Annotated in this window: 15 protein-coding genes and 1 pseudogene; 5 read left to right on the top strand and 11 right to left on the bottom strand. The window is 59.9% G+C overall.

Going from position 1 to position 21088, the window contains the following annotated elements:
- Window positions 1–2 precede the first annotated feature (2 nt).
- Window positions 3–419 carry a hypothetical protein gene (locus QOU61_RS02870; RefSeq protein ID WP_289656637.1) on the bottom strand — a complete coding sequence of 139 codons (417 nt, stop codon included), beginning with the start codon at window positions 417–419 and terminating at the stop codon, window positions 3–5.
- An 82-nt stretch (window positions 420–501) separates the two neighbouring features.
- On the opposite strand from QOU61_RS02870, the gene QOU61_RS02865 reads away from it, so the two are divergent.
- The 4 genes from QOU61_RS02865 to QOU61_RS02850 all read left to right on the top strand — a co-directional run bounded on the left by QOU61_RS02865 (window position 502) and on the right by QOU61_RS02850 (window position 3513).
- Window positions 502–708, top strand: a complete 207-nt coding sequence (locus QOU61_RS02865; protein ID WP_289656636.1) for a ribbon-helix-helix domain-containing protein — start codon at window positions 502–504, stop codon at window positions 706–708.
- A gap of 255 nt (window positions 709–963) precedes the next feature.
- The gene (locus QOU61_RS02860) at window positions 964–1536 is read left to right on the top strand and encodes a hypothetical protein (RefSeq protein ID WP_289656635.1); all 573 of its coding nucleotides are present in this window, start codon (window positions 964–966) and stop codon (window positions 1534–1536) included.
- A 12-nt stretch (window positions 1537–1548) separates the two neighbouring features.
- Window positions 1549–2379, top strand: coding sequence for a hypothetical protein (locus QOU61_RS02855; RefSeq protein ID WP_289656634.1), 831 nt, complete (start codon window positions 1549–1551; stop codon window positions 2377–2379).
- 12 nt (window positions 2380–2391) lie between these two features.
- On the top strand, window positions 2392–3513 hold the full coding sequence (locus tag QOU61_RS02850) for a hypothetical protein (protein ID WP_289656633.1): 1122 nt from the start codon (window positions 2392–2394) through the stop codon (window positions 3511–3513).
- 579 nt (window positions 3514–4092) lie between these two features.
- On the opposite strand, the gene QOU61_RS02845 is transcribed toward QOU61_RS02850, so the two are convergent.
- Together QOU61_RS02845 and QOU61_RS02840 are read right to left on the bottom strand one after the other, a co-directional pair.
- Window positions 4093–5286, bottom strand: coding sequence for a tyrosine-type recombinase/integrase (locus QOU61_RS02845; RefSeq protein ID WP_289656632.1), 1194 nt, complete (start codon window positions 5284–5286; stop codon window positions 4093–4095).
- Window positions 5287–5927: 641 nt separating this feature from the next.
- Complete coding sequence (locus QOU61_RS02840; protein ID WP_502876875.1) at window positions 5928–6224, bottom strand: DUF899 family protein; 297 nt, start codon at window positions 6222–6224, stop codon at window positions 5928–5930.
- A 19-nt stretch (window positions 6225–6243) separates the two neighbouring features.
- Here QOU61_RS02840 and QOU61_RS02835 point away from each other — a divergent pair.
- Window positions 6244–6965: pseudogene (locus tag QOU61_RS02835) on the top strand (GlxA family transcriptional regulator); the annotation flags it as partial.
- Between the two features lie 227 nt (window positions 6966–7192).
- Here QOU61_RS02835 and QOU61_RS02830 read toward each other — a convergent pair.
- The 8 genes from QOU61_RS02830 to QOU61_RS02795 form a co-directional block, all read right to left on the bottom strand.
- The gene (locus QOU61_RS02830; protein WP_289656631.1) at window positions 7193–9019 is read right to left on the bottom strand and encodes a glycoside hydrolase family 15 protein; all 1827 of its coding nucleotides are present in this window, start codon (window positions 9017–9019) and stop codon (window positions 7193–7195) included.
- A gap of 789 nt (window positions 9020–9808) precedes the next feature.
- Complete coding sequence (locus tag QOU61_RS02825) at window positions 9809–10276, bottom strand: DUF305 domain-containing protein (protein ID WP_289656630.1); 468 nt, start codon at window positions 10274–10276, stop codon at window positions 9809–9811.
- A gap of 334 nt (window positions 10277–10610) precedes the next feature.
- Window positions 10611–10922: a carboxymuconolactone decarboxylase family protein gene (locus tag QOU61_RS02820; protein ID WP_289656629.1), complete on the bottom strand. Its 312-nt coding sequence runs from the start codon at window positions 10920–10922 to the stop codon at window positions 10611–10613.
- A gap of 588 nt (window positions 10923–11510) precedes the next feature.
- Window positions 11511–12236, bottom strand: a complete 726-nt coding sequence (locus QOU61_RS02815) for a TolC family protein (protein ID WP_289656628.1) — start codon at window positions 12234–12236, stop codon at window positions 11511–11513.
- Window positions 12237–12561: 325 nt separating this feature from the next.
- A complete protein-coding gene (locus tag QOU61_RS02810) occupies window positions 12562–14100 on the bottom strand; it encodes a porin (RefSeq protein ID WP_289656627.1) in 1539 nt (512 codons plus the stop codon).
- 523 nt (window positions 14101–14623) lie between these two features.
- Entirely contained in the window at window positions 14624–16153 is a 1530-nt protein-coding gene (locus tag QOU61_RS02805) for an efflux transporter outer membrane subunit (protein WP_289656626.1), read from the bottom strand.
- A gap of 235 nt (window positions 16154–16388) precedes the next feature.
- Window positions 16389–17645, bottom strand: coding sequence for an efflux RND transporter periplasmic adaptor subunit (locus QOU61_RS02800; RefSeq protein ID WP_289656625.1), 1257 nt, complete (start codon window positions 17643–17645; stop codon window positions 16389–16391).
- A gap of 14 nt (window positions 17646–17659) precedes the next feature.
- The gene (locus QOU61_RS02795) at window positions 17660–20869 is read right to left on the bottom strand and encodes an efflux RND transporter permease subunit (protein ID WP_289656624.1); all 3210 of its coding nucleotides are present in this window, start codon (window positions 20867–20869) and stop codon (window positions 17660–17662) included.
- Window positions 20870–21088 lie beyond the last annotated feature (219 nt).

Here is a 21088-nt window from a genome sequence, read left to right as displayed (position 1 = left end):
GCTCACTCTCTCAGCACAGGCACCCGGTCTTCAACGGCGAGACGGTGGAAAGCCCACAGCAAGTCCGCAAGCTCTTCCATGGCCTCGATATCGGCCGACGCGCCGTCAAACGTCACGTCGCACACGGTACCAGCGTCAAGCGTAAGAAACCACACAGCCGCGTTCTGAAGGCCCAGCGTCGCGCGCTGTTTCTGCCGGCAAACCCGGAGCCGATCATTGCCGACCTTTTCGACCAAGAGCGCCGTGCCACGCTCGCGGTCAGCGAACGTGCAGCGCGTGTAACGCTCCGCCCAATCGTCAATGTCACCGAGCGCCTGATTGATCGCTACCCACAGATGGCATGGGTCGCCAAATGCGCCGCCGCTGCACGTGGTGGGGGCGGGCTCGATATTCTCAGCTTCAGGCGAAAGCGCCAGCATCTTAAGGCTCCGGATGAATGAATGGGGCGCAGGCTGGTACTTTCTACTTTTCCATCGCGCTTATTTTGTGTAAACAAGAAATATGAAGAAGTCAATTAGTGTAAACAAAAAATCGCGTGGGCGGCCGGCGACAGGTCATGACCCAGTTTCTGCTGTTCGGTTGCCAGAGGACCTTACCGGCAAGATCGATGCTTGGGCGACGAAGAACGAAGTCTCAAGTCGCTCCGAGGCCATACGCCGCTTGGTGGAGCTCGGTTTAAAAACATCCGAAGCCCGCCCCGTTCCTTAAGCCCTCTCTCTTCGACGTTCTGCGTTGGCTGCTGCGAGAACCGATCTCCGTAGCCGTGGCGCGCGCGACAGTCCAAGCGCCACGACGCTCCTGAGCGGACGCGCACCGACTGTGGAAGCGGGTTAAATCTTAGCCGAACAAATAGAGAAACTGGCAGAGAATCGGGTAGAGTGCTACGCGCCCCGCGAATCAGAAGTTGCGACTTGAAATTCAACCCGGGCGCGGGTGCGGCATCGCGATAGTGAGGCACACAAAATGGAAGAAGTACTGTTTCAGAAGTCGTTTTATGCGGTTTGGCAACACCAGACCCAAGCCGCCGTCGAAGAAGTAAGGAAGCTCAGCCGTAACTTGTTCAAGGACCCGTCATTGGGCGGCGTGCTGCAGGGAATCGTCGACAAGTACAAAATCGACGTTGCACGCTTTGAAGGTGAGATTACAGCGAAGCGCCGAAGTGAGGAAACGCGGCGGCAGGACATGTGGGGCGACGTCCGCACGGTCAAGATGACTTGGCTAGACGTCAGCATTCCGTTCGTGGGCGAGGCAGAGACGTTGCGAATTGCGCCGTCATCCAGGACATTCTTGTCCAATCGAGCAACAATCGGGCGTAACGCGGTGACGATCGGCGTGCCGGACGACGACAACGCGGAGGCAAAGGTTCAGGAATTCAAGAAGCAAGTCGAACATAATTTGGAGATCCTGCGCAGAGAATACGAAAGCGCGAAACCGCAACTCGAACAGGCCGTACAGCAGGCCGCAAGCCAGCGAAAGGCACAGATCGAAGCCGAAGACGCCCGCGATAAGGGTCGGAGCTTCCGCGTGAACAACTAGAAAGCGCGATCTATGGAAGACGACGGATTGAAGGGCGTGCCCGAGCTCCCGAAGGGAGGCAAAGGCAGTGGTCTCACGCGCATGATCCTGAATGTCGCAAGTGGCGCGATTCCATTCGCTGGCGGAGTTCTTGCGGCTGCTGCAAGTGCCTGGTCGGAGCGGGATCAGAACCGGGTCAATGAGTTCCTGCACCACATGATCGCAATGCTGCAGGCGGAGATGCGCGAGAAGGAACAGACAATCCTCGAAATCACCGCCCGCATCGATATGAACGATGAAAAGGTATCGGAGCGGATCAAGAGCCCAGCGTATCAAGCGTTGCTGCGCAAGGCGTTCCGCGACTGGGCGGGCACCGAGAGTGAGCAGAAGCGGATTTATATACGGAACATCCTGTCGAACGCCGCGGGAACGACTATCGCCAGCGATGACGTCGTGAAATTGTTCCTTGACTGGATCAGCGACTATTCCGAGCTGCACTTTTTGGTAATCGGGGCGATATTTAACAGCGCTGGCATCACACGCGGCGGCATCTGGCGCAAGCTCGGTCGCCAGCCCGTTCGCGAAGACTCGTCCGATGCTGACCTGTTCCGGCTCATCATCCGCGATCTGAGCATGGGAGGCATCACCCGGCAGCATCGAGAGACGGATTACAGCGGGCAGTTTCTCGCAAAACGCAAAGCGCCGCCCAGTCCGAAGGGCACCATTAAGCCAATGAAGTCTGCATTTGATGATGAGGAGCAGTACGAGCTAACGGCTTTAGGTGATCAGTTCATCCACTATGCGATGACGGATTTACCGTTGAAGCTGGAGTTCAATGTTGATCAATCGAACGATCCAAATTAACGCGAGGATTTGATGCCTGAAACGAAGGCGAAGACTTCTGGCAAACCCAGCCACTGGGCCGGCGTTAGCGATGATCGGCTGATCGATCTTGATCTTGAAATCGACAACCCGCAAGTACTCGAAGGCTTGGTAACACAGGTTCCAGCTAACTACGCAGACGCGCATGTCGAATTCAAATACGATCTCCGGGGCATGGATGTTCCCGAATTCGCCTGCGTACACGGCAGCCATAAGCACAAGGCGGGCTTCGTGATGAATGTCGACGGCGCTCGGTTCATGGTGGGTTGGATTTGCGCCAAAACAATCTACGATGAGGATTTCGACAAATACACCGCGGATTTCGAAGCGGCTATCGGTCGCCGGGATGCGCTGCGACGTGTGCGAGAGATGCGCAGTTCGATCGCACAGTTCGCCGATTGGCTCGACCGCATTTCCTCATCGAACGTGTTGCAAGCATTTTCTACCGTTAGCGACCGCCTACGGGATCACATGCCTTGGGTATTCGAAACACTACAACGGGCCAATGGTGCACGGATTGAGGGCGCTCCAATGCCTAAGCACCTATGCTTGCCCCCCGCTGACGTCCGCGCCGAGTTTGATCGGTTGATGAATGCCACTGCCGCCGTCACGATGTCGCTGACTGGCGACGCTCAAAGGGTCGCCGCCTCCATAGGCCTAATTAGGACCGAAATCGACGGCCTAATTCGTCGGGCGGAATTGATTTTGGCGAAACTTTCCGACCTAGAGCTTTTTTTCCAACCGGTCACGCTGCATGCAATCTGCCAACATGCAGAGAAAGCGGTCCCAAGACGGAAGCGTCATTTCGCCGGATTAATGAAGTTGTCCACGCGAGACGTATTCGTCGAAATGCCAAAGGACTTTGTCGTTCCGAGCGCTCAGCCGCTTGAGGCCTTGCGGGCGGCGGCCGCCGGAATTGTTCCCGTATCTACCCCACTAGGGCCAACCATGGTGAGCGTTTTCGGCAAACCTTACGCCGTAAGCACGCGTCAGAAATCAAAATCGGTTTGGGTTGCCACCGGATACTACGAGGGAACGCGGCACAGCGCCGAAGACCGAACCGAAGGCGCCGCCGTCAAGCAATGGCAGATATGGGCTGAATATAGAGACCGCTGATGGTTTCGATCGTGGCAGCGGCTGCACGTTGTTGTGGGCGACGCTACCGGTGTTGGCGGAGCTTCCGGTAAGGCTGGTCGATCTCAAACCCTTCACCTGTGCTGATCTTAATTCGCGCGTGTGGCCTAGCTTTGGGGCCTCCGTGGGCTTCACCCAGCCCTCGCGGCATTGGATAGCGGGCCCACCTTTTGGTTAGCCGCCACCTCTCCAAATTTTCAACGTTTGCTCAAAGTAGGGCCCGAACGCAGCGACTAGCGCAGCGATAGCCATGATAACCTTCGCAATCCCTTGCCAGTCGGTAGGGCTTTTGCGTTTCGCCATTGAACGATCTCCCATTATGCCAGGGATCGTAAGGGGGGTCGTTGCCCGTCAACCGCTCTTATCCACAGGTTGAGGCCGCGAACTAACGCTCCGAAAACTTGAGGCTTGCAAAATTTCAAAAATTTTTTGGGGGGCACGGACTCGGCAGCCGGAAAAATTTTCGGAACGACTGAAGGTGTGGGGCAGCGAGATTTCGTTCTGCCCCGCCGGAAAAAATCGAGGGGGGTGTTTCGCCGACGCTGGCCGGCCGGCGCACCGCTAGCCGGCGGCGCGGATTCGAACGACTGTCCCCCGCTTCACCGCGCCCTGCCCCGTGCAGTACTTGGCCCATTCAGCCATCAACCGGCGTCGCTTCTCGAAGAGATCGCCGCGCCGATACGCGGCCTCCACCTTGTCGGCTACAGCGTGCCATAGCGCCGCCTCAGAAACCTCATTGGGATAGTTGGTCGTTTCGGCGCACCAATCCTTGAAGGTGCTGCGCAGGCCGTGCGGTACGAAGCCAGGGCGCATTTCGCGCATCAATTCCAGCATGGCCATGTTGCTGAGCGGCTTCCCAACGTTCCCGCCGATGAACAGATACGGGTTTCCTTCCTCCCGCGGCAAAGACTTCAGTAGCTTGATCGCACGATCGGATAGCAGGACGCGGCGGGGCTTGGGGTCTTCCTCCATCATCTTCGTGCCCGCACGGTCCGGCGGCACCGTCCACACTCTTTCGTTGAAGTCGACTTCGCTGTGTAGCGCGCCGATGGTGGCTTCGGTACGGGCGGCGGTGAGCACCAGGAATTCCAGCGCCCTGGCGCTCTGCCCTTCGCGCTCGCGCAACTCCGCCATGAAGGCCGGGATTTCATCGTAGGGCAAAGCAGGGTGGTGCTTGACGCGCTTTACCTTGGATCGCTTCGGCAACACAAATTCCAGATGCCCTTTCCACCTTGCGGGGTTCTCGCCTTGCCGGAAACCGTTGACCTTCGCCCAATCCAACACGCTTTCAACCCGGCCCCGCACTCGGCTTGCCGTTTCCGGCTTGGTGCTCCACAGCGGCTCGACAACCTTGCTGACAAGGGCGGTATCAACCGCACCGACAGGAAGGGAGCCGAAGACCGGATAGACGTAAGTTGAGAGCGTCGACTTCCATTGCGCGCGGTGCTTTCCGTTGCGCCAGCTTGTTTCATGGGCGGCAATGTACCTTTCGGCGCAATACTCAAACGTCGCAGATTTAGCGGCGTCCAAACGCGCACGTGCCTGCTCGATATTTCTTGCTTCGATCGGGTCGACGCCCTCCTGGCGCTGGCGTCGGCACGCTGCTGCCGCCAGCCGGGCATCCGCCAGCGATATGGCGTTCAGCGATCCCAGGCCCATCTCGCGAGCGCGCCCGTGCAGTGAAAACCGGTAAATCCAGGACTTCGCCCCGGCCCCCGTCACCTGCAAATATAGGCCGCCGCCATCGGGGTACATGCCCGGCTCAGCGAGCCGCGAGACCTTCAGCGCTGTAAGCTTTCCGACCGTTCTCGCCACGTCCTACCCCAACCTTACCCACAAGTGATTTGCGGATTCTGGCGGACGCGTGCGGCCGTGTAAAGCCGAGAAACCCCTTATTCTGCTGGCTTATTTTGAATGACATGTACGCTTGCGAACAGTGGCGAACAGCTCGCTGGCGGAGGGAGAGGAACTGGGATCGAACCTTCTCCACGTAGCCCAGAGTAGTCTAGGGGCCCAGGCAGATTAGGTCCTTTGGAAAAGGGGCCGGCGCACCCGACGCCCCCGGTCAGACCGGAGATGGCTATACCGGCCCACAGCCAGCCGCGGCTGGCAGCCAGCCAAACGGCAGACCCCAGGAGCCCATGGCAACGTCCGACATCGCGCCACGCCCCAGTCGAACGCCCTGAGTGAGCGGATCCGCGAGCCCGGAGCCGGGTTAGGCGAGCGCCACCAACGCGAGCAGTACGTTCGCCTTGCCGGAGTGTGGCTGCTGGATCTTGGTGCGAGCGTATGTTCAAGGCGATGGCGGCGCAGCATGCATCGCCGTTGCGCACTGGGTTCCGAGCGACCCGGTTACAGAGCCCCCTGAACGGAAACCGGCGGGAATCGAAGACTTCCTAGTACTGCAGGTTGGGGTAGGCAGCGTTGTCTCCGCGTCCCTCGCGCGTCAAATCGAGAACGCCGTAGATTGCCCAGACGGGGTCGAGGGGACTAGTGTCGCCGCGCTTGAATATCCCCTCGCTCGCCCAGTGGTGGCGGATCCCGTCCTGATCGCGTGCGAACACATGCAGGACCGCAAGTTGCACGCCGTCCGATGTTTCCGCATGGTAGTCGCGATTAAAGGTATTGTTGCGTGAGGACAGCAGCCGAACGTTGCGCCAACCGCGTTCTTTTGCGTAGGTGGGTGCGAGCATGGTGGATGCGTCCCCCGAGATGATCGAGTTCATCCGCCATGCGCGGACTCATTGCCGCCGGATCGCTGCAACCTGCCACGCTGCATTTGTCCTCGCGGAAGCAGGCTTCTCGACGGGCGGCGTGCGACAACCCATTGGGTTCGCGCCGCCGAGCTTCGGGCGCGCTATCCGAAAGCGCGGGTCGAAGAGGACCGGATCTTCATCGCTGACGGACCGGTGTGGACTTCAGCCGGCATGACTGCCGGTATCGATCTTGCGCTTGCTCTGATCGAAGAGGATCTTGGCCTTGAAGCGGCGCGCACTGTTTCGCGAAGGCTTGTGCTGTACCATCGTCGGGCCGGCGGTCAGTCGCAGTTCTCCTCGCTCCTCGAACTAGAACCGAAATCCGACCGGATTCAGACAGTACTTACCTACGCTCGGCGCAATCTTGCCAGCCGGCTGAGCGTGGAAAATCTTGCCGAGGTCGCGCATCTCTCACCGCGCCAGTTCAGCCGCGCCTTCCAGGTTGAAACCGGCCAGACACCGGCCAAAGCGGTCCAGAACCTCCGCCTCGAAGGGGCGCGCGCGCTGTTGGAGGATACCAACCACACCCTTGACGTTGTCGCGCAACAGACCGGATTCGGTGATCGCAACCGAATGCGACGTGCCGTTCTCCGCGCCTACGGGCAACCGCCGCAGGTGATCCGGCGCCAGTCGGGCGGATACGCGTCCATCGAGGAAAGTGAGCTCGTAGATGCCTAAACCGATTGGCACAGGAGGTGAGCAGCAACCTACTGCTGCTGGGCGCTCGCACAGAGGTGGCTGGCTCTCTGGTCCAATCGTCGCGAACATCGGCGCACGGGCATCGTCTCCTTTGAGAAGAGCAACACGACGACCGCCGGCACGTTCGCCGTCAAGGATAAATCGGAAGGACGGCTTCATGGGTTCGACCATTGCTCATGACCTCTGACCGAACCTGGGCTAGGCCGTTATATCTGTCCCGTCGCGACCGTTTCTGGCGGCCGCGTCTCTGCGCGCTCCTCGGCGGGGCACCTTTTGCGGCTAAGATTCAAGGCACAGTTGATCAAGCCAACATGGCTGTAGGCCTGCGGAAAATTTCCCAGCATACGGCCGGCGCCAGGGTCGAACTCTTCGGCAAGCAGACCCACATCGTTGCAGCGTAACAACAATCGATCGAAGAGTTCGCAGGCTTCTGCATACCGCCCTTGCAGGATGTAGTTGTCGACGAGCCAGAAGCTGCACACCAAAAAGGCTCCTTCTCCGGCCGGCAGGCCGTCTCCGGGATTCTCCGGTTCGTACCGCAGAACGAACTCGCCTCCGACCAGCAGCTTCTCCTCGATCGCTCGAAGCGTGCCCTTCACGCGCGGATCGGTAGGCGGCAGAAAGCCGACAAGCGGGATCAGCAGCAAGCTGGCATCGAGCCGCTTCGAGCCGAACGTCTGCACGAAACTGTCGAGATCAGGATCGAACCCGCGCTCGCACACCTCGGCGTGGATTTCGTCTGCGACCACCCGCCAATGTCGAGCGGCTTCGGATGCTTCTTCGGCGGCGAAACCGTGTGCGGCACGATCGAACGCGACCCAGGCCATGACCTTCGAATGGACGAAATGCTGTGGACCGCCGCGAACCTCCCAAATGCCTTCATCCGGATCGCGCCAGACCCTCGCGAGATACTCCAACAGGATGGGTCGCAGCGCGCGGCCACGTTCGGTCAGGCCTATTCCCACTTTTCCGGCCTGAAACAGCGCGTCGGCGACCTCGCCGAGAACGTCAAGCTGAAGCTGATCGTAAGCGGCGTTTCCGATGCGTACTGGTCCGGATTTTTCGTAGCCGGCGAGCCATGGAACGGTCAGCTCCGGGAGCCAGCGCTCGCCTCCTACTCCGTAGACGATCTGCACCTGCTCCGGACTGCCTGCAACCGCGCGAATGAGCCAGTCTCGCCATGCCCGCGCTTCGTCGTAGTATCCGAGGTACATGAGGGCCAGCAACGTGAAGGTCGCATCGCGTAACCAGCAATAGCGATAATCCCAATTCCGCACGCCCCCGATAAGCTCCGGCAGCGAGGTGGTGGGAGCGGCGACAATTCCCCCCGTCGGCGCGAAGGTCAAAGCCTTCAATGTAATCAGCGAACGTTTGACCGCTTCGGTCCAGGGTCCGACCTCTGGACACCGATCGCTCCATTTCCGCCAGAATGCTTGCGTCCGCTCCAGCGCATCGAAGGCATCGACTTCCGGCGGGTGATTTTGAAACGACGGCCCGTATGAGAGCACGAACGGGATTGACTGACCGGCCTCGATCGCGAACTCACCAACTGTTTTCAGATCCTCGCCAAAGAGTGCGGCTGGGGTGCGCAGGACCACACGCTCTGGACCGGCGATCGCGCTGATGCCGCCGTCATCCAGACGGTTGACCCACGGCACCGTCGCCCCATAGTTGAAGCGCACCACAAATTCGCTGCGAAAATCGACCCGGCCTTGCTGACCGACAAGAATGCGCACGAGATGAGCGCCGTCACCGGGTATCATGAAGTCGACTAGCGTCGCTCGACCGCTCTTGGTGCGAAATTCTGTTTCAAGGACTAGAGTTCCGGAGCGGTAGCGTCGCGACACCGCGATCGGCTCTTCTTTTGGAGTAATGAGCCATCGCCCGTTTTCGCATTCGCCGAGTAGGGAAGCGAAACATGCGGCTGAATCGAATCTTGGCCAGCAGAGCCAATCGATCGAACCGTTCCGGCCGACCAGGGCTGCGGTCTTGCAATCGCCGATCATTGCATAGTCTTCGATTTTGAGTGCCATTGCGGGCTCCTCGTGCGGTCGGGTGCGCTGTTCCGGCCCGCTTTAGCATAGATCGCTCAGCCGTTTATTCCTTGGTCAAACGACTGGCCAGTAAGCACTCAAACGGCGCCGCATTCTTATCGCCTGTAGGATCGACGTCGCTGTGCACGCGCGGAGTAGATGCCGCTCTCCCTCGCGGCATACGCCCGTATGACGGCCGGCGGTTCCAAAATCAACCTGGCAGCGGGGGTAGGTGCGCCTCCATTCAACACATCGAGATAGGGATGATAGAATGAGAACGCGCCAGGCTCCTGCATAGCGGCCTGCGCGAACACCGGACTGCTTGCCAGAACCAAAACAACAGCAGCTGCGGCTATCGTCTTGAGTGAAGTCGCGGACGGATTGTGAGTAGGAACAGGAAGATATGACATGGAGACACTCCTTGTGTTGCGTTGAGCAACAACTGCGGAGTGACTGTACGAAGCTGACTTTAGATCATGAATGGCTGCGACGCTCAACGATATGCCAGATCGTATCAATCGCTCTTCCGGAATTCCCCGCGCTGGCCTCTGATGGTTCTCACGTGATTGTTGGACGCGTTTTCGGAACATTGCGTTGAAGCAATATCATCCAGTGCGCGCAGATCTCGAGTATTCGATTGGGACGTTATGATTGCGAGTTGACACAAACGACGACCGCGGCGCATTTGGTATCTCGCGTCGCGTGTCGCTTATGTCTCCTGCCAACAACATTTCGTAAGCACAGCACGGCCTGTCGTCGACAGGAATTACCTGGCGGACGCGCGTTCATCTACTTCTCCTGAATGCCCGTGCTGGGCGGGCGCTCGGACGTTATCGGCATGCCGCTGCTCTCCGCAGGTACTAGCTGTCCAACAGCCGCACGCATGGCCGACATCTCGCTCTCTCGCTCTGCAATAATGCTTTGCGCGATGCGTCGAACGTCTTCATTGCGACCGCATTTGAGCTCGGCGCGTCCCACGTCGATGGCTCCTTGGTGGTGGGGCATCATAATGGCGACGAAGTCGCGATCGACGTCTCCCGTTGAATCGACAGGAATATCCAGGCTCATTTTGCTTAGTGCCAGCTCGCTATCGACGACAAACCCCTGCTCGTCGCTCTCGGCCGCCGGTACGCGGACGCGGTGTGTGCCTGTTTGATGCTGCGCCAGCGCAACGCTAACCCAAAAGATCGACAAAATTATCGCCAGCGAGATGAGCGTCTTGCGAATGAAGGAAAGATCGCGAAGCGAAACCTGCATGCGCCTGGGTATCGACCCCGAAACGCGGAACCGGCGTGGGAAGTATGGAGCTTGGGTTGAAGCGACATTGCGGTTTCCTCCGGCTTCATGGGCTTCCCGGGGCGACGGGACTTGATGCTGGCGCGAACGAAGCTGCGCCTGACAGCCTGGTAGCAATTGGCCTGACTCTAAGTTTTCTGTTTGCCAAGTTTTCGCCTTTGCAAATCCGCTCCTGAGGTGTGAAGGCCGCCGGTGCTAGGGCCGTATGGCATCGAACGCGCCTCGAGGCTGCACAGCGGCGACGTCCCCATCACTTCCGGACGCGTAATTCATTCTAACCCGGTGCGGCCAGCCCTCACTCTGATGGACCAAACAAATGTGCGGCGTGCGTGATCGCGCCGCCTGCGCGAATGGCGGCAGCAACAACAGCCGTTTCGGCGAGTTGGGCGTCGGTTGCTCCAGCCTTTCGCGCCTCTTTGGCATGAATTTCGATGCAATAAGGGCACTGCGTGGTGAGCGCGACCGCAACGGCCATCAGCTGCTTGTTCAGTACGGAGACTTCGCCTTCCTGGAATACGGCCTTGTCGAAGGCCCAAAAAGCCTTCATCGCCTGCGGATTTCCTTCGTCCAGTTCCTTAAGGTTCTTGAGGTTGGCCATATCGAACATGATATCTTCTCCTGCTGCATAAGCCACGCATGTCGTTGTGACACTCTCTGACCGAGGCTCGGAATGAGCTGCCCTGCTTTATGTCACCTTACTCCACAAGCTAGGGCGATTAATGCTGCCAAGGATCAAACGTATGCTCGTTCGTCTCGGGGAAGCTCCTGAGTCACAGCGGCAGGCTTTATCGAAAACATCGACCCGCCCGACATCGAACTGATCACAAAAGGACGACGCTATGCCCTGCGAGTTCTCGTCCGGCCGCGATGTCACCACCGATGCTGGTGCCCCGAGGCGGCTAGGGTTTCGGCGAAAGTTATCAACTGACGAAGCTGCAAGGATAACTTATCGATAACCTGTACCTAAGCGGAAAATCGTCAGCGTGCTTTGGATGTTTCCCTCGATAAAGCAAGCCTGGTCGCAATACGGCAGCCGAGAAGACAGGTCCCGAAGATAGCCGACTGTTATCGCTTTTCCACAATGGACGCATTTTGATCCTCCAGGGAGTGTTCGTTCGTTCACCAACACGAACTTCATAATCGTGCTCCTATGTTCACTGCGGCAACGCGCAGGCTCTTCATCGGGACGCGCGGACTATCTGGACCCCAGGCGTTCGGGAATGTGGGGAACTCTTCCGGGCCGTCGCAATTCCGGAACGATTGCTCCCGAATAGGTGCCAAGCAGCACCGCCATCCGATTTTCGGCGGCGTTGATTCCCGCGGTCAACTCAGGCAGCCTTGATTCAAGAGTCGCTAATTCCCGCTTGGCCTGAGCGACGTCGAGTTCATTCGTCAAGCCCTGATCATACCGCGTCTGCACCACATCTCGCACCTTCTGCGCGGCCGTCACATCGCTCCGCAGCGTTTCCAGACGGGATTGAAGCGCACGAAGCTCGACATAGTTGCGAACGACGTCGGCGATGACGGTAATCAGAACCGCATGGCGCATCTCGTCCAGCGCTTCGGTATCACCGTGTGCCGCCTCGAGAAGACGCCGATATTTCCCGAAAAGGTCGAGCTCCCATCCGCCGTCGAAACCGGCGATCCGCGACAGCGCTTGCAGACCGGTCGCGTTCGAGCCCGCTCGAAGTGAATCGGCAACGCGTCCCTTGGTGAGGTCGGTGCCTGTACCTGCCGCGATGCCGGCGCTGATGCCCACCTTGGGGAGGAGGGAATTGAACGCGACGATTTCCTCGGTCCGCGCCCTTTGCACACGCGTCAGCGCCGCTTCGATATCCAGATTGGACGCGACTGCCCGCTCGACGAGCGCATTCAGCCGCCGATCGTTGAGGTTCTGCCACCACCGGCTGCTTGACGTCACAGCCGTTGGCGGCCCTGCATAGCTCGATATCTTCGAAGCTGCTCCGAAGCTCCTCGGTACCGAAATGTCGGGCGGTTGATAGTCCGGGCCGACCGCACAGCCCGAAAGGCCGGCCGCGGCGGCCGCGAGGAGTGAGAGTCAGCGTTTCCGCATCGGGCGAATCTCCCCATCGGAGCGGGCCACCGCACCGACCAGGTAGCGGCCGCCCACCCCAGCAGCAGGCCCAGACTTTTTCTGCAACTACTGGTTCTGGCTTCTTTTCCTACATCTCATCGCGAGACTTTCGACATTGCTTTGGCACACGACATGATCCACGCCTTCGCCGTCAGAAGCGGAAGCGTGCCCCGACTGTTGGATCGATGTTGCTGTGCTGGAAGAAGCCGGAGCCCAACCCGCCATGCACCTGGTTGAACATCATGCCAAAATAGAGATCCCACTTTGGCGCAAATCTCCAATCCACTGCGACAGAAATCGCATCGTACGTCCCGGCGCATTGCGGGTGCGAGCTATCGGAGCAGAAGGCGGGCCCCCCAGTGGCGGTGCCGAACCAGGAATTCTGAATGTAATGGTAATAAGCACCGATCACATCCAAGTTATCCGTGACGGCGTATTTCGCACCGGTCCACATGACCTGTAAGACCTTGTTACCAAGGCCGTTCATACCAAAGGCCGTATTGTTGATATTCGTGTTGTTGAACGCCTCGCAGCCCTGGCAAAGAAAGGTTCCCGCGATATCGGTGAAGGCAGTCTGTGGATCGCTCGGCGCCGTATATCGAATGTATTCGTAACCGGCATACAGTTTCAGCGCCCCGGTCGTGTATTTGGCTACGAACATCGCGGCGGTATTGTCGGAGATCGTCGCCGTCAGCGTCTGCGGCAAGAACGGGGGGATCGGCATCCCAAAGGCGTTATTGCTTCCAGGCGCAAGGGCGAGCGCCACGGAATCTCTGACATGGCTGTAGATGGCGTCGACCGAGAGCACATCTTTGCCCCACGTCGGGATATCGGCGCCGACTTGAAACTGGTATGCTCCATTGGAGGCGTTGTTCTCGCCGTAGCCGCCGAACTGCCACAGCGCCGCTGCCCGGAAGTGGTCGATGTTGATTCGATATTTCAGCGACGTTGAGTTTCTGCAGTTTTGGGTATTACCGCCGCCGCAGGTTATTCCTTGAAAGCCGATTGGTGAGAAGGCGTAGGAGGCGCCAAACGGATCGTAGTCGAAGACGGCATCCAAGGTCAGTGAGTTCTGTCGGAAAACAGTCAGTGTGCCATAGGTCGGAGAACTGATGCCGACGTAACCTTGGCCGTCGTAAAACTGGCCCGCCCGGCTCGAGTCGGAGTAGGAGTCTTGCAGATTTTGGGGAACGCCATTCATCGCGGCAATTGATCCCGGTCCATTCGAGAGGCGCAGGGAGTAGGGGTCGAAACCGGCATCGAGATCGAACACGACAGAAAAGTCCCCGCCGATCGGCTCGGTTCCTTTGATGCCAATGAATGAGTTGCTCATCGCGTTGGCTGCACGGGTCCACATTGATCCCTGGTTCTGTTTCTGGATCAGGTATGAGGAAGTGACAGCGGATAGCGGGTCAAAAGGCGCGCCGTGGCTTTGCCAGCCAAACCCCATGTCCACAGCGCCGAAGAGCGTGATGCCATGCCAGGTGAGTTGACAGTTGGTGGTGATGAAATCTGCGGGGTCGGCGCATGGAGGCGGCGCGGCTGTCGAAGGCGTCGTGGCTGACGGTGCCTTTGTCGGCATGTCGTCAGCGGCCGACGCATCCACGGTGTATGAGCCGCCAACAGCTGCGAGGAGGAACGCGGCAAAAACAGCAAGCTTTGCCATGAGGAAGCCCCTGGCGATCAGCACCCCCTGCTCGTGGCTAAGCCTGCCTCTTGGCGGCGTGCGCCGCAATTGACTCGCTTTAGTCTAGGCGCGGCTCGTGAACAAAATCATTGTCTGTGGCTCTGCCGCAACACCGCGTAGATCGGATGTGGAACTGGCCAAGCTCGGTGGCGCCGTGATAGGCGGTCTTCGTGATTGTTGTGTCCGCTCGAACTTCTGGATCAAGGCGACCCACGCGCCAGTTCTTCCGATCGAAACAAGCAAAGCTCCAAGAAGCCGAGGACCAGTTCGATGCCCGCTAAGACAGCGAAGGCGATAACAAAGCAAATCCCTCGACGCTAACAAAGGCTGAATTTCTCCGAGTTGCTCGTTTCACGGGTGAGGAGATGTGCCGAGCCGAACTCTGACCGCTGATGAAGCAGGAGGCTCGCCGAGATAGGCCCCTTGGGAATGGAGCAGGCGGCTTGCTGGCGGCCGGGCCCTCGGAGTTGCCGACACGCCTATGCTGCCAAACCGAGCAATGTCGCTGATCCGACAGCCAAGTTCGCTACTGCCATTGGTTCGATAGTCGGCGGAACATCGCGACGATCGCCGGATCGGGCTGGCGGATCGGCGGCAGCAGATCATAGCGCTCCCAACCGCCGCCGAGCGCCTTGTATAATAAGACAAACTGCAAGGCGACCGCCTCCTGGGCAACGATCCTCTCGTCTTCCCTTGTGTATAGCTGCCGTTCGGCATCCACGACGTTCAGAAATTCGGTCAGCCCGCGTTCATAACGTCCCGTGGCGAGATCGAGCGCATGGCGACTTTCTGCAAGCGCGGTTTCCACATCCCTTAACGTTTGTCGCGCTGCCCGATATCCCTTGATTGCATCGTCCACCTCCGCGACCGCTACAAGGATGGTCTTCTTGTATTTCAGCAGGAGTTCGTCCGTTCGCAGTTCCTGCGCATCGATGAGCGCATCCAGGCGTCCGAAATCGAGGAAAGGCAAGTAGCCGCTCGGCCCGATCGACCAGATCGGACCATGAATTGGCGGCGCGCTGTTTTGCAGCAGCGGCCCGCCCTGCGCTCCAAAACCGGCGGTGACGGCAACGGTGGGAAAGAGGTCGGCGATGGACGCGCCAATCCGCGCGTTCGCCGCGGCGACTTCACGTTCGGCTTGCCGGATATCGGGCCGCCGCCGCAGCAGGTCGAGGGGCGTTCCGGACCCCAGGCGTTCGGGAATGTGGGGAACTCTTCCGGGCCGTCGCAATTCCGGAACGATTGCTCCCGAATAGGTGCCAAGCAGCACCGCCATCCGATTTTCGGCGGCGTTGATTCCCGCGGTCAACTCAGGCAGCCTTGATTCAAGAGTCGCTAATTCCCGCTTGGCCTGAGCGACGTCGAGTTCATTCGTCAAGCCCTGATCATACCGCGTCTGCACCACATCTCGCACCTTCTGCGCGGCCGTCACATCGCTCCGCAGCGTTTCCAGACGGGATTGAAGCGCACGAAGCTCGACATAGTTGCGAACGACGTCGGCGATGACGGTAATCAGAACCGCATGGCGCATCTCGTCCAGCGCTTCGGTATCACCGTGTGCCGCCTCGAGAAGACGCCGATATTTCCCGAAAAGGTCGAGCTCCCATCCGCCGTCGAAACCGGCGATCCGCGACAGCGCTTGCAGACCGGTCGCGTTCGAGCCCGCTCGAAGTGAATCGGCAACGCGTCCCTTGGTGAGGTCGGTGCCTGTACCTGCCGCGATGCCGGCGCTGATGCCCACCTTGGGGAGGAGGGAATTGAACGCGACGATTTCCTCGGTCCGCGCCCTTTGCACACGCGTCAGCGCCGCTTCGATATCCAGATTGGACGCGACTGCCCGCTCGACGAGCGCATTCAGCCGCCGATCGTTGAGGTTCTGCCACCACCGGCTGCTTGACGTCACAGCCGTTGGCGGCCCTGCATAGCTCGATATCTTCGAAGCTGCTCCGAAGCTCCTCGGTACCGAAATGTCGGGCGGTTGATAGTCCGGGCCGACCGCACAGCCCGAAAGGCCGGCCGCGGCGGCCGCGAGGAGTGAGAGCCAGCGTTTCCGCATCGGGCGAATCTCCCCATCGGAGCGGGCCACCGCACCGATCGGTTAGCGGCCGCCCACCCCAACTCCCTCGCCCTCTGCGCAATAGAAGCGCGCTTTCCGCTTTATCCTCTGCTGCGACCCTCATCGTGAAACTACCATGCCCTGCCCCTATTTCTAGGCGCTGAGGCCGTTTTCGTGGGCATGTTGCCGCAACGCCACAGGGCGGAAGCTCGCCCCGTGCAAGCTTGCGCTCATTTCAGCGAAGGGCAGTTTCGTCGTTACCGGGAGTTTGGTTGCCCGCGATCCGCACGACATCGTCGCTTGCAAGCGCATCCGGGGGACTGTCGACGACGCGGTCGGAAGGCGAGAGGCCCCGCAGAACTTCAACCTCGGTATCCAGATTTCGTCCGAGGGTGACATGCTTCAGAACGACCTTGTCTTCGGGCCCGACCACAGCGACTTCCAGACCATGCTGCCTGAACAGTAATGCGCTCGTCGGAATGCGGATAAGATCGGGATTACTCGGAAGGCTCCAGTGAACCTCGGCGAAGGTGCCGGGCTGCAACAGCCCGTCCGGATTTTCCGCGTGCATCTCCACGAGCAAGGTTCGCGAGGTCACATCGATCGCGCTTGACGTGTTCGTGACGGTCGCCGTGAAGACCTTGTCAGGATATTGCGGGAGGTGGAGCTGAGCCTTCATGCCGACAGGAATGGAACTCGCCATCCGCTGCGGAACCTTTGCGTAGACACGCATTTTGTGGACGTCCGCGACGCGGAACAACTCGGGGCCGCTTCCGCCAGCGATCCCGCTCCCGGCGTTGATGAGCGCGCCGATGTCGGTCTCGCGCGCGGTCACGACACCATCGAATGGCGCCGTCACTTGCTTGAAGCTCTCCAGCGCTTGCAGCCGGTCGACCTCGGCCTGAGCGACTGCAACATCGGCGCGCGCCGCGTCGAGGCGCGCAACCGCGCTCTGGTAGTCCGCCTGTTTCGACTGCTGCTCCTGCACCGAAACGACGCCTTTGGGTGCATCGCGCCAACGCGCGAAGGTGGTATCGGCGAAGTGCGCTTCGGCGTCCCTGACCTTGATCACCGCTTCCGCCGATCTCAGCTTGGCCTTGGCTGCGGAGAACTGAGCGTCGATTTCCGGTGTCTCGATCTCGGCAAGGACTTGTCCTTTTTTGACCCGGGCGCCGTAGTCGAAATACCACATCTTGAGGTACCCGTTGACCCGCGCATAGACGGGCGCTGAGTACCATGCCTGGACATCGCCGGGCAAAACGAGCTCTGGGTCTGCCGTGTCCTGCTTGGGATGCACGATCGCGACGGTCGGAATCGCCGCCGCCTGCGTCCATGTCGCGACCGCCCTCGCATGTTCATCCCTGCTGAAGATCCCCCATGTCGCGACGACCAACGCAGCGGCGGCAGCGGCAAAGCCCAAAGAGCCGAGCCTTTTGCGCAAGCGAGGGAGCTGCGCAACTTCCTCCGAACGCTGATCGTGGTGGTCTGACATGGCTATGCTCCAGCTCAGGGCGCGGGTGTTGCTGCGATGGGATCGGATTTTTCAGTGGGCGCGCGACCGCGACGCGAGTGCAACAGGCTGAACACGGTGGGAACGAGGAATAGCGTGCAGAAGGTCGCGACCAGCAGACCCCCGATGACCGCGCGCCCGAGCGGAGCGTTCTGTTCGCCGCCGTCGCCCAAGGCGAGAGACATCGGCAACATGCCGATGATCATTGCCAGAGCGGTCATGAGGACCGGACGAAAGCGCGTGAAGCCCGCCTCGAGAGCCGCGGCCTTGGCCTGATAGCCCTCGTGCAGCTTCTCGCGCGCGAAGCTGACGAGCAAGACGCTGTTCGCTGTCGCAACGCCCATGCACATCAGGGCGCCGGTCAGGGCAGGAACCGACAGCGTGGTGCCGGTGGCAAACAGCATCCACACGATGCCGGCGAGCGCGCCGGGCAAAGCAGTGATGATGATGAATGGATCGAGCCATGACTGGAAATTGACCACGATCACCAGGTAGACCAGCACGATCGCGCCGATGAGGCCGAAATACAGCTGATGGTAGGCGGTGGTCATCGTATGGACCTGTCCGCGCACCGCCACATAGGAGCCGGGCGGGACGTCCCTCTTCGTATCCCGCAGAATGCGTTGAATATCAGAGGCGACAGCACCGAGGTCGCGGCCTTGCACGGCGGCGTAGATGTCGATCACCGGCTGGGCGTTGTAGTGCGATATGACCGCGGCGCTTGGACCGATTGTCGTGTTGGCAAGCCCGCCGAGATACTGCGGCGTTTCTGTCTTCGACGATGTCACGGGTACATTGTCGAGTTCCGACATGGTGTCCACGCGATACTGTGGCATCTGGACCACGATCGGGTATGTCACGCCGTTTGCATTGTTGAGCCAGAAATTCGGCTTCACCTGTCCGCTGCCGGATAGCGTGGTGAGCAGGCTGTTTGCGACGTCGCGCTGAGTGATCCCCACCTCGTCCGCCAGGGTTCGATCGGTCGCGACATTGATCTGGGGGTAGCTCTGGGATTGCTGGATGCGCGGGTCGGCGATGCCCGGGATCTTGCGAATGCGGCTGAGGAGCGCGGTCGCGTAGGCATAGTTGGCCTCCTGCTTCGGTCCGGTCACTTGCAGATCGATGGGCGCCGGCTGACCGAAATTGAGGATCTGGGCAACGATGTCGGCCGGCAGAAAGGCGAAGGTCGTGCCGGGGAATTTGTTCGGCAGCAGGGTCCGCAAGGTCTTGACGTAGGAAGCGGTCGGCGAGTGGTTCTTCTTGAGCGAAATCAGAACGTCCGCATCCTCGGGACCGATCGTCCCGGTGTTGCCGTAGGCGACGTTAATGCCGCTGATGGGCAACCCGATATTGGCCGTGATCGTATCGATCTGATCCGCCGGGATCGTCTGGCGAATGCTCCGCTCGACCAGGTCGCACAGGCGCGCGGTCTCCTCGATCCGCGTGCCAACCTGGGCGCGTACGTGCATGAGGATGGTTCCCGAGTCGACGGACGGAAAGAAATTCTGGCCGAGGAAGGGGGCCAGCCCCAACGACAGCAGAACACACGCCAGGAATACGGCGACGAAGGCTTTCGGACGGCTGATCGCCATCGCCAGGAGACCACGATAGACCTCGCGCACCCGCTCGAACCGACGCTCGAATCCGGCCTGGAAGCGCTTCAGCGGATTGCGGCTACGCGATGGCGCACGTGCGCTGCCGGTCTGAGCGTCGCCATGACCTGAAGCATGCGGCCGCAGCAGGTAGCTGGCGAGCGTAGGCACCAACGTGCGCGACAGCAGGAACGAAAACAGCAGGGCGAAAATGACCGCCTCGGCCAGCGGCCTGAACAGGTAACCGGCGACTCCGCCGAGCTGGAACATCGGTACGAACACGATGCAGATGCAAAGCAGCGATACGAAGGCCGGCACCACGATCTCCTGGGCGCCAGCAAGAATGGCAGGTTCGACCATTTTGCCTTGTTCGAGATGCCAGTTGATGTTCTCGATCGTCACGGTTCCGTCGTCGACGAGAATGCCGACCGCGAGCGCGAGTCCGCCGAGCGTCATGACGTTGAACGTCTCGCCGATCGCCGATAGAGTTCCGACGGCGCCCAGCACCGCCAGCGGGATGGAAACCGCGATGATCAGGGTCGACCGCCAGCTGCCGAGGAACAGCAGGATCATCAGCGCGGTCAGGGCTGCGGCTATGGCGCCTTCGCGCACCACGCCGGTGATCGCGGCCCGGACAAACGGCGCTTGATCCCCGACGGCATGAAGATGGAGGCCGGCCGGCAACCCAGCCATGATCCTGGGCAGCTGCGCCTTGACTCCGGAGATGATGTCGAGGGTCGACGCGCCACCTGCGCTCAGGATCGACATCAGCACGGCCCGTGCGCCGTTGATGGTAACGAGGTTCGTTTGCGGCGGCGAGCCCTCATGAGCATACGCCACGTCGCGAACGTAGATAACCGTGCCGTTGACCTTCTTCACCGGGAGATCGTTGATCCGGTCCACGATCGTCGGGCTGGAATTCAGCGCCACGCTCCACTCGAACTTGCCGATCTTCTCCGTGCCGGCGGGAAGCACGAGATTTTGTGCCGAGATGGCGTTGACCACGTCGTCGGCCGACACATGATTGGCCTGCATCGCCTGCTGATCGAGGTCGACCTGCGCCTGGAGGATTTTTCCGCCGTATGGTGACGGCAGGGCGGCGCCTTTGACAGTCGCGAGTTGCGGCCGAATGGAATTCTGCCCGAGGTCGAAGAGCTTGTCTTCGGGCAGTTTCTTGCTCGATAGGGCCAATTGAAGGATCGGAACGCTCGACGCGTTGTAACTGAGCACATAGGGTGGGGTGGTGCCGGCCGGCAACAGCTTGAGAACGGTCTGTGCGGCGGACGACACTTGCGCAAGCGCTGACCCGATGTTGACACCTTTCTGGAAGTAAATCTTGACGGTCCCGTAGCCGTTGAGCGATTGCGACTCGATGTGCTCGATGTTGCTGACTTGCGCTGTCAGCTGACGTTCGTAGTAGTAGATGACCCGATCGGCCATGTCCTTTGGCGGAATCCCGTTGTATGTCCAGACGACGCTGACGACGGGAATGTCGATGCTTGGGAATATATCGATCGGTGTACGCAGCGCCGCGAGCGAGCCGGAAATCGCGATGACGACCGCCAGCACAATAAATGTGTAAGGGCGCCTCAGCGCGATTTGAACGATCCACATTCGAGCGGCCTATTTTCGTTTATCGGGACATGACACCATCGAGGTAGGTCGCACAGCGAAACTTACCAATCGCGCGGATCGTGGCTGATCGCGCGAGACAGCCGGATATTTGGGATTACTTGCAGTCACGAAAGGATGGATCGCGACGACTGGGCAATTTCTGCCCGGCGGCTCTTTCGAAAAAGGCCCCGCTTTTTCGGCGCGCACGGCGCTCCGTCG

The sequence above is a fragment of the Bradyrhizobium sp. NP1 genome, from assembly GCF_030378205.1.
Lineage (GTDB): Bacteria > Pseudomonadota > Alphaproteobacteria > Rhizobiales > Xanthobacteraceae > Bradyrhizobium.
This window is presented reverse-complemented; position numbering and strand designations above follow the sequence as displayed.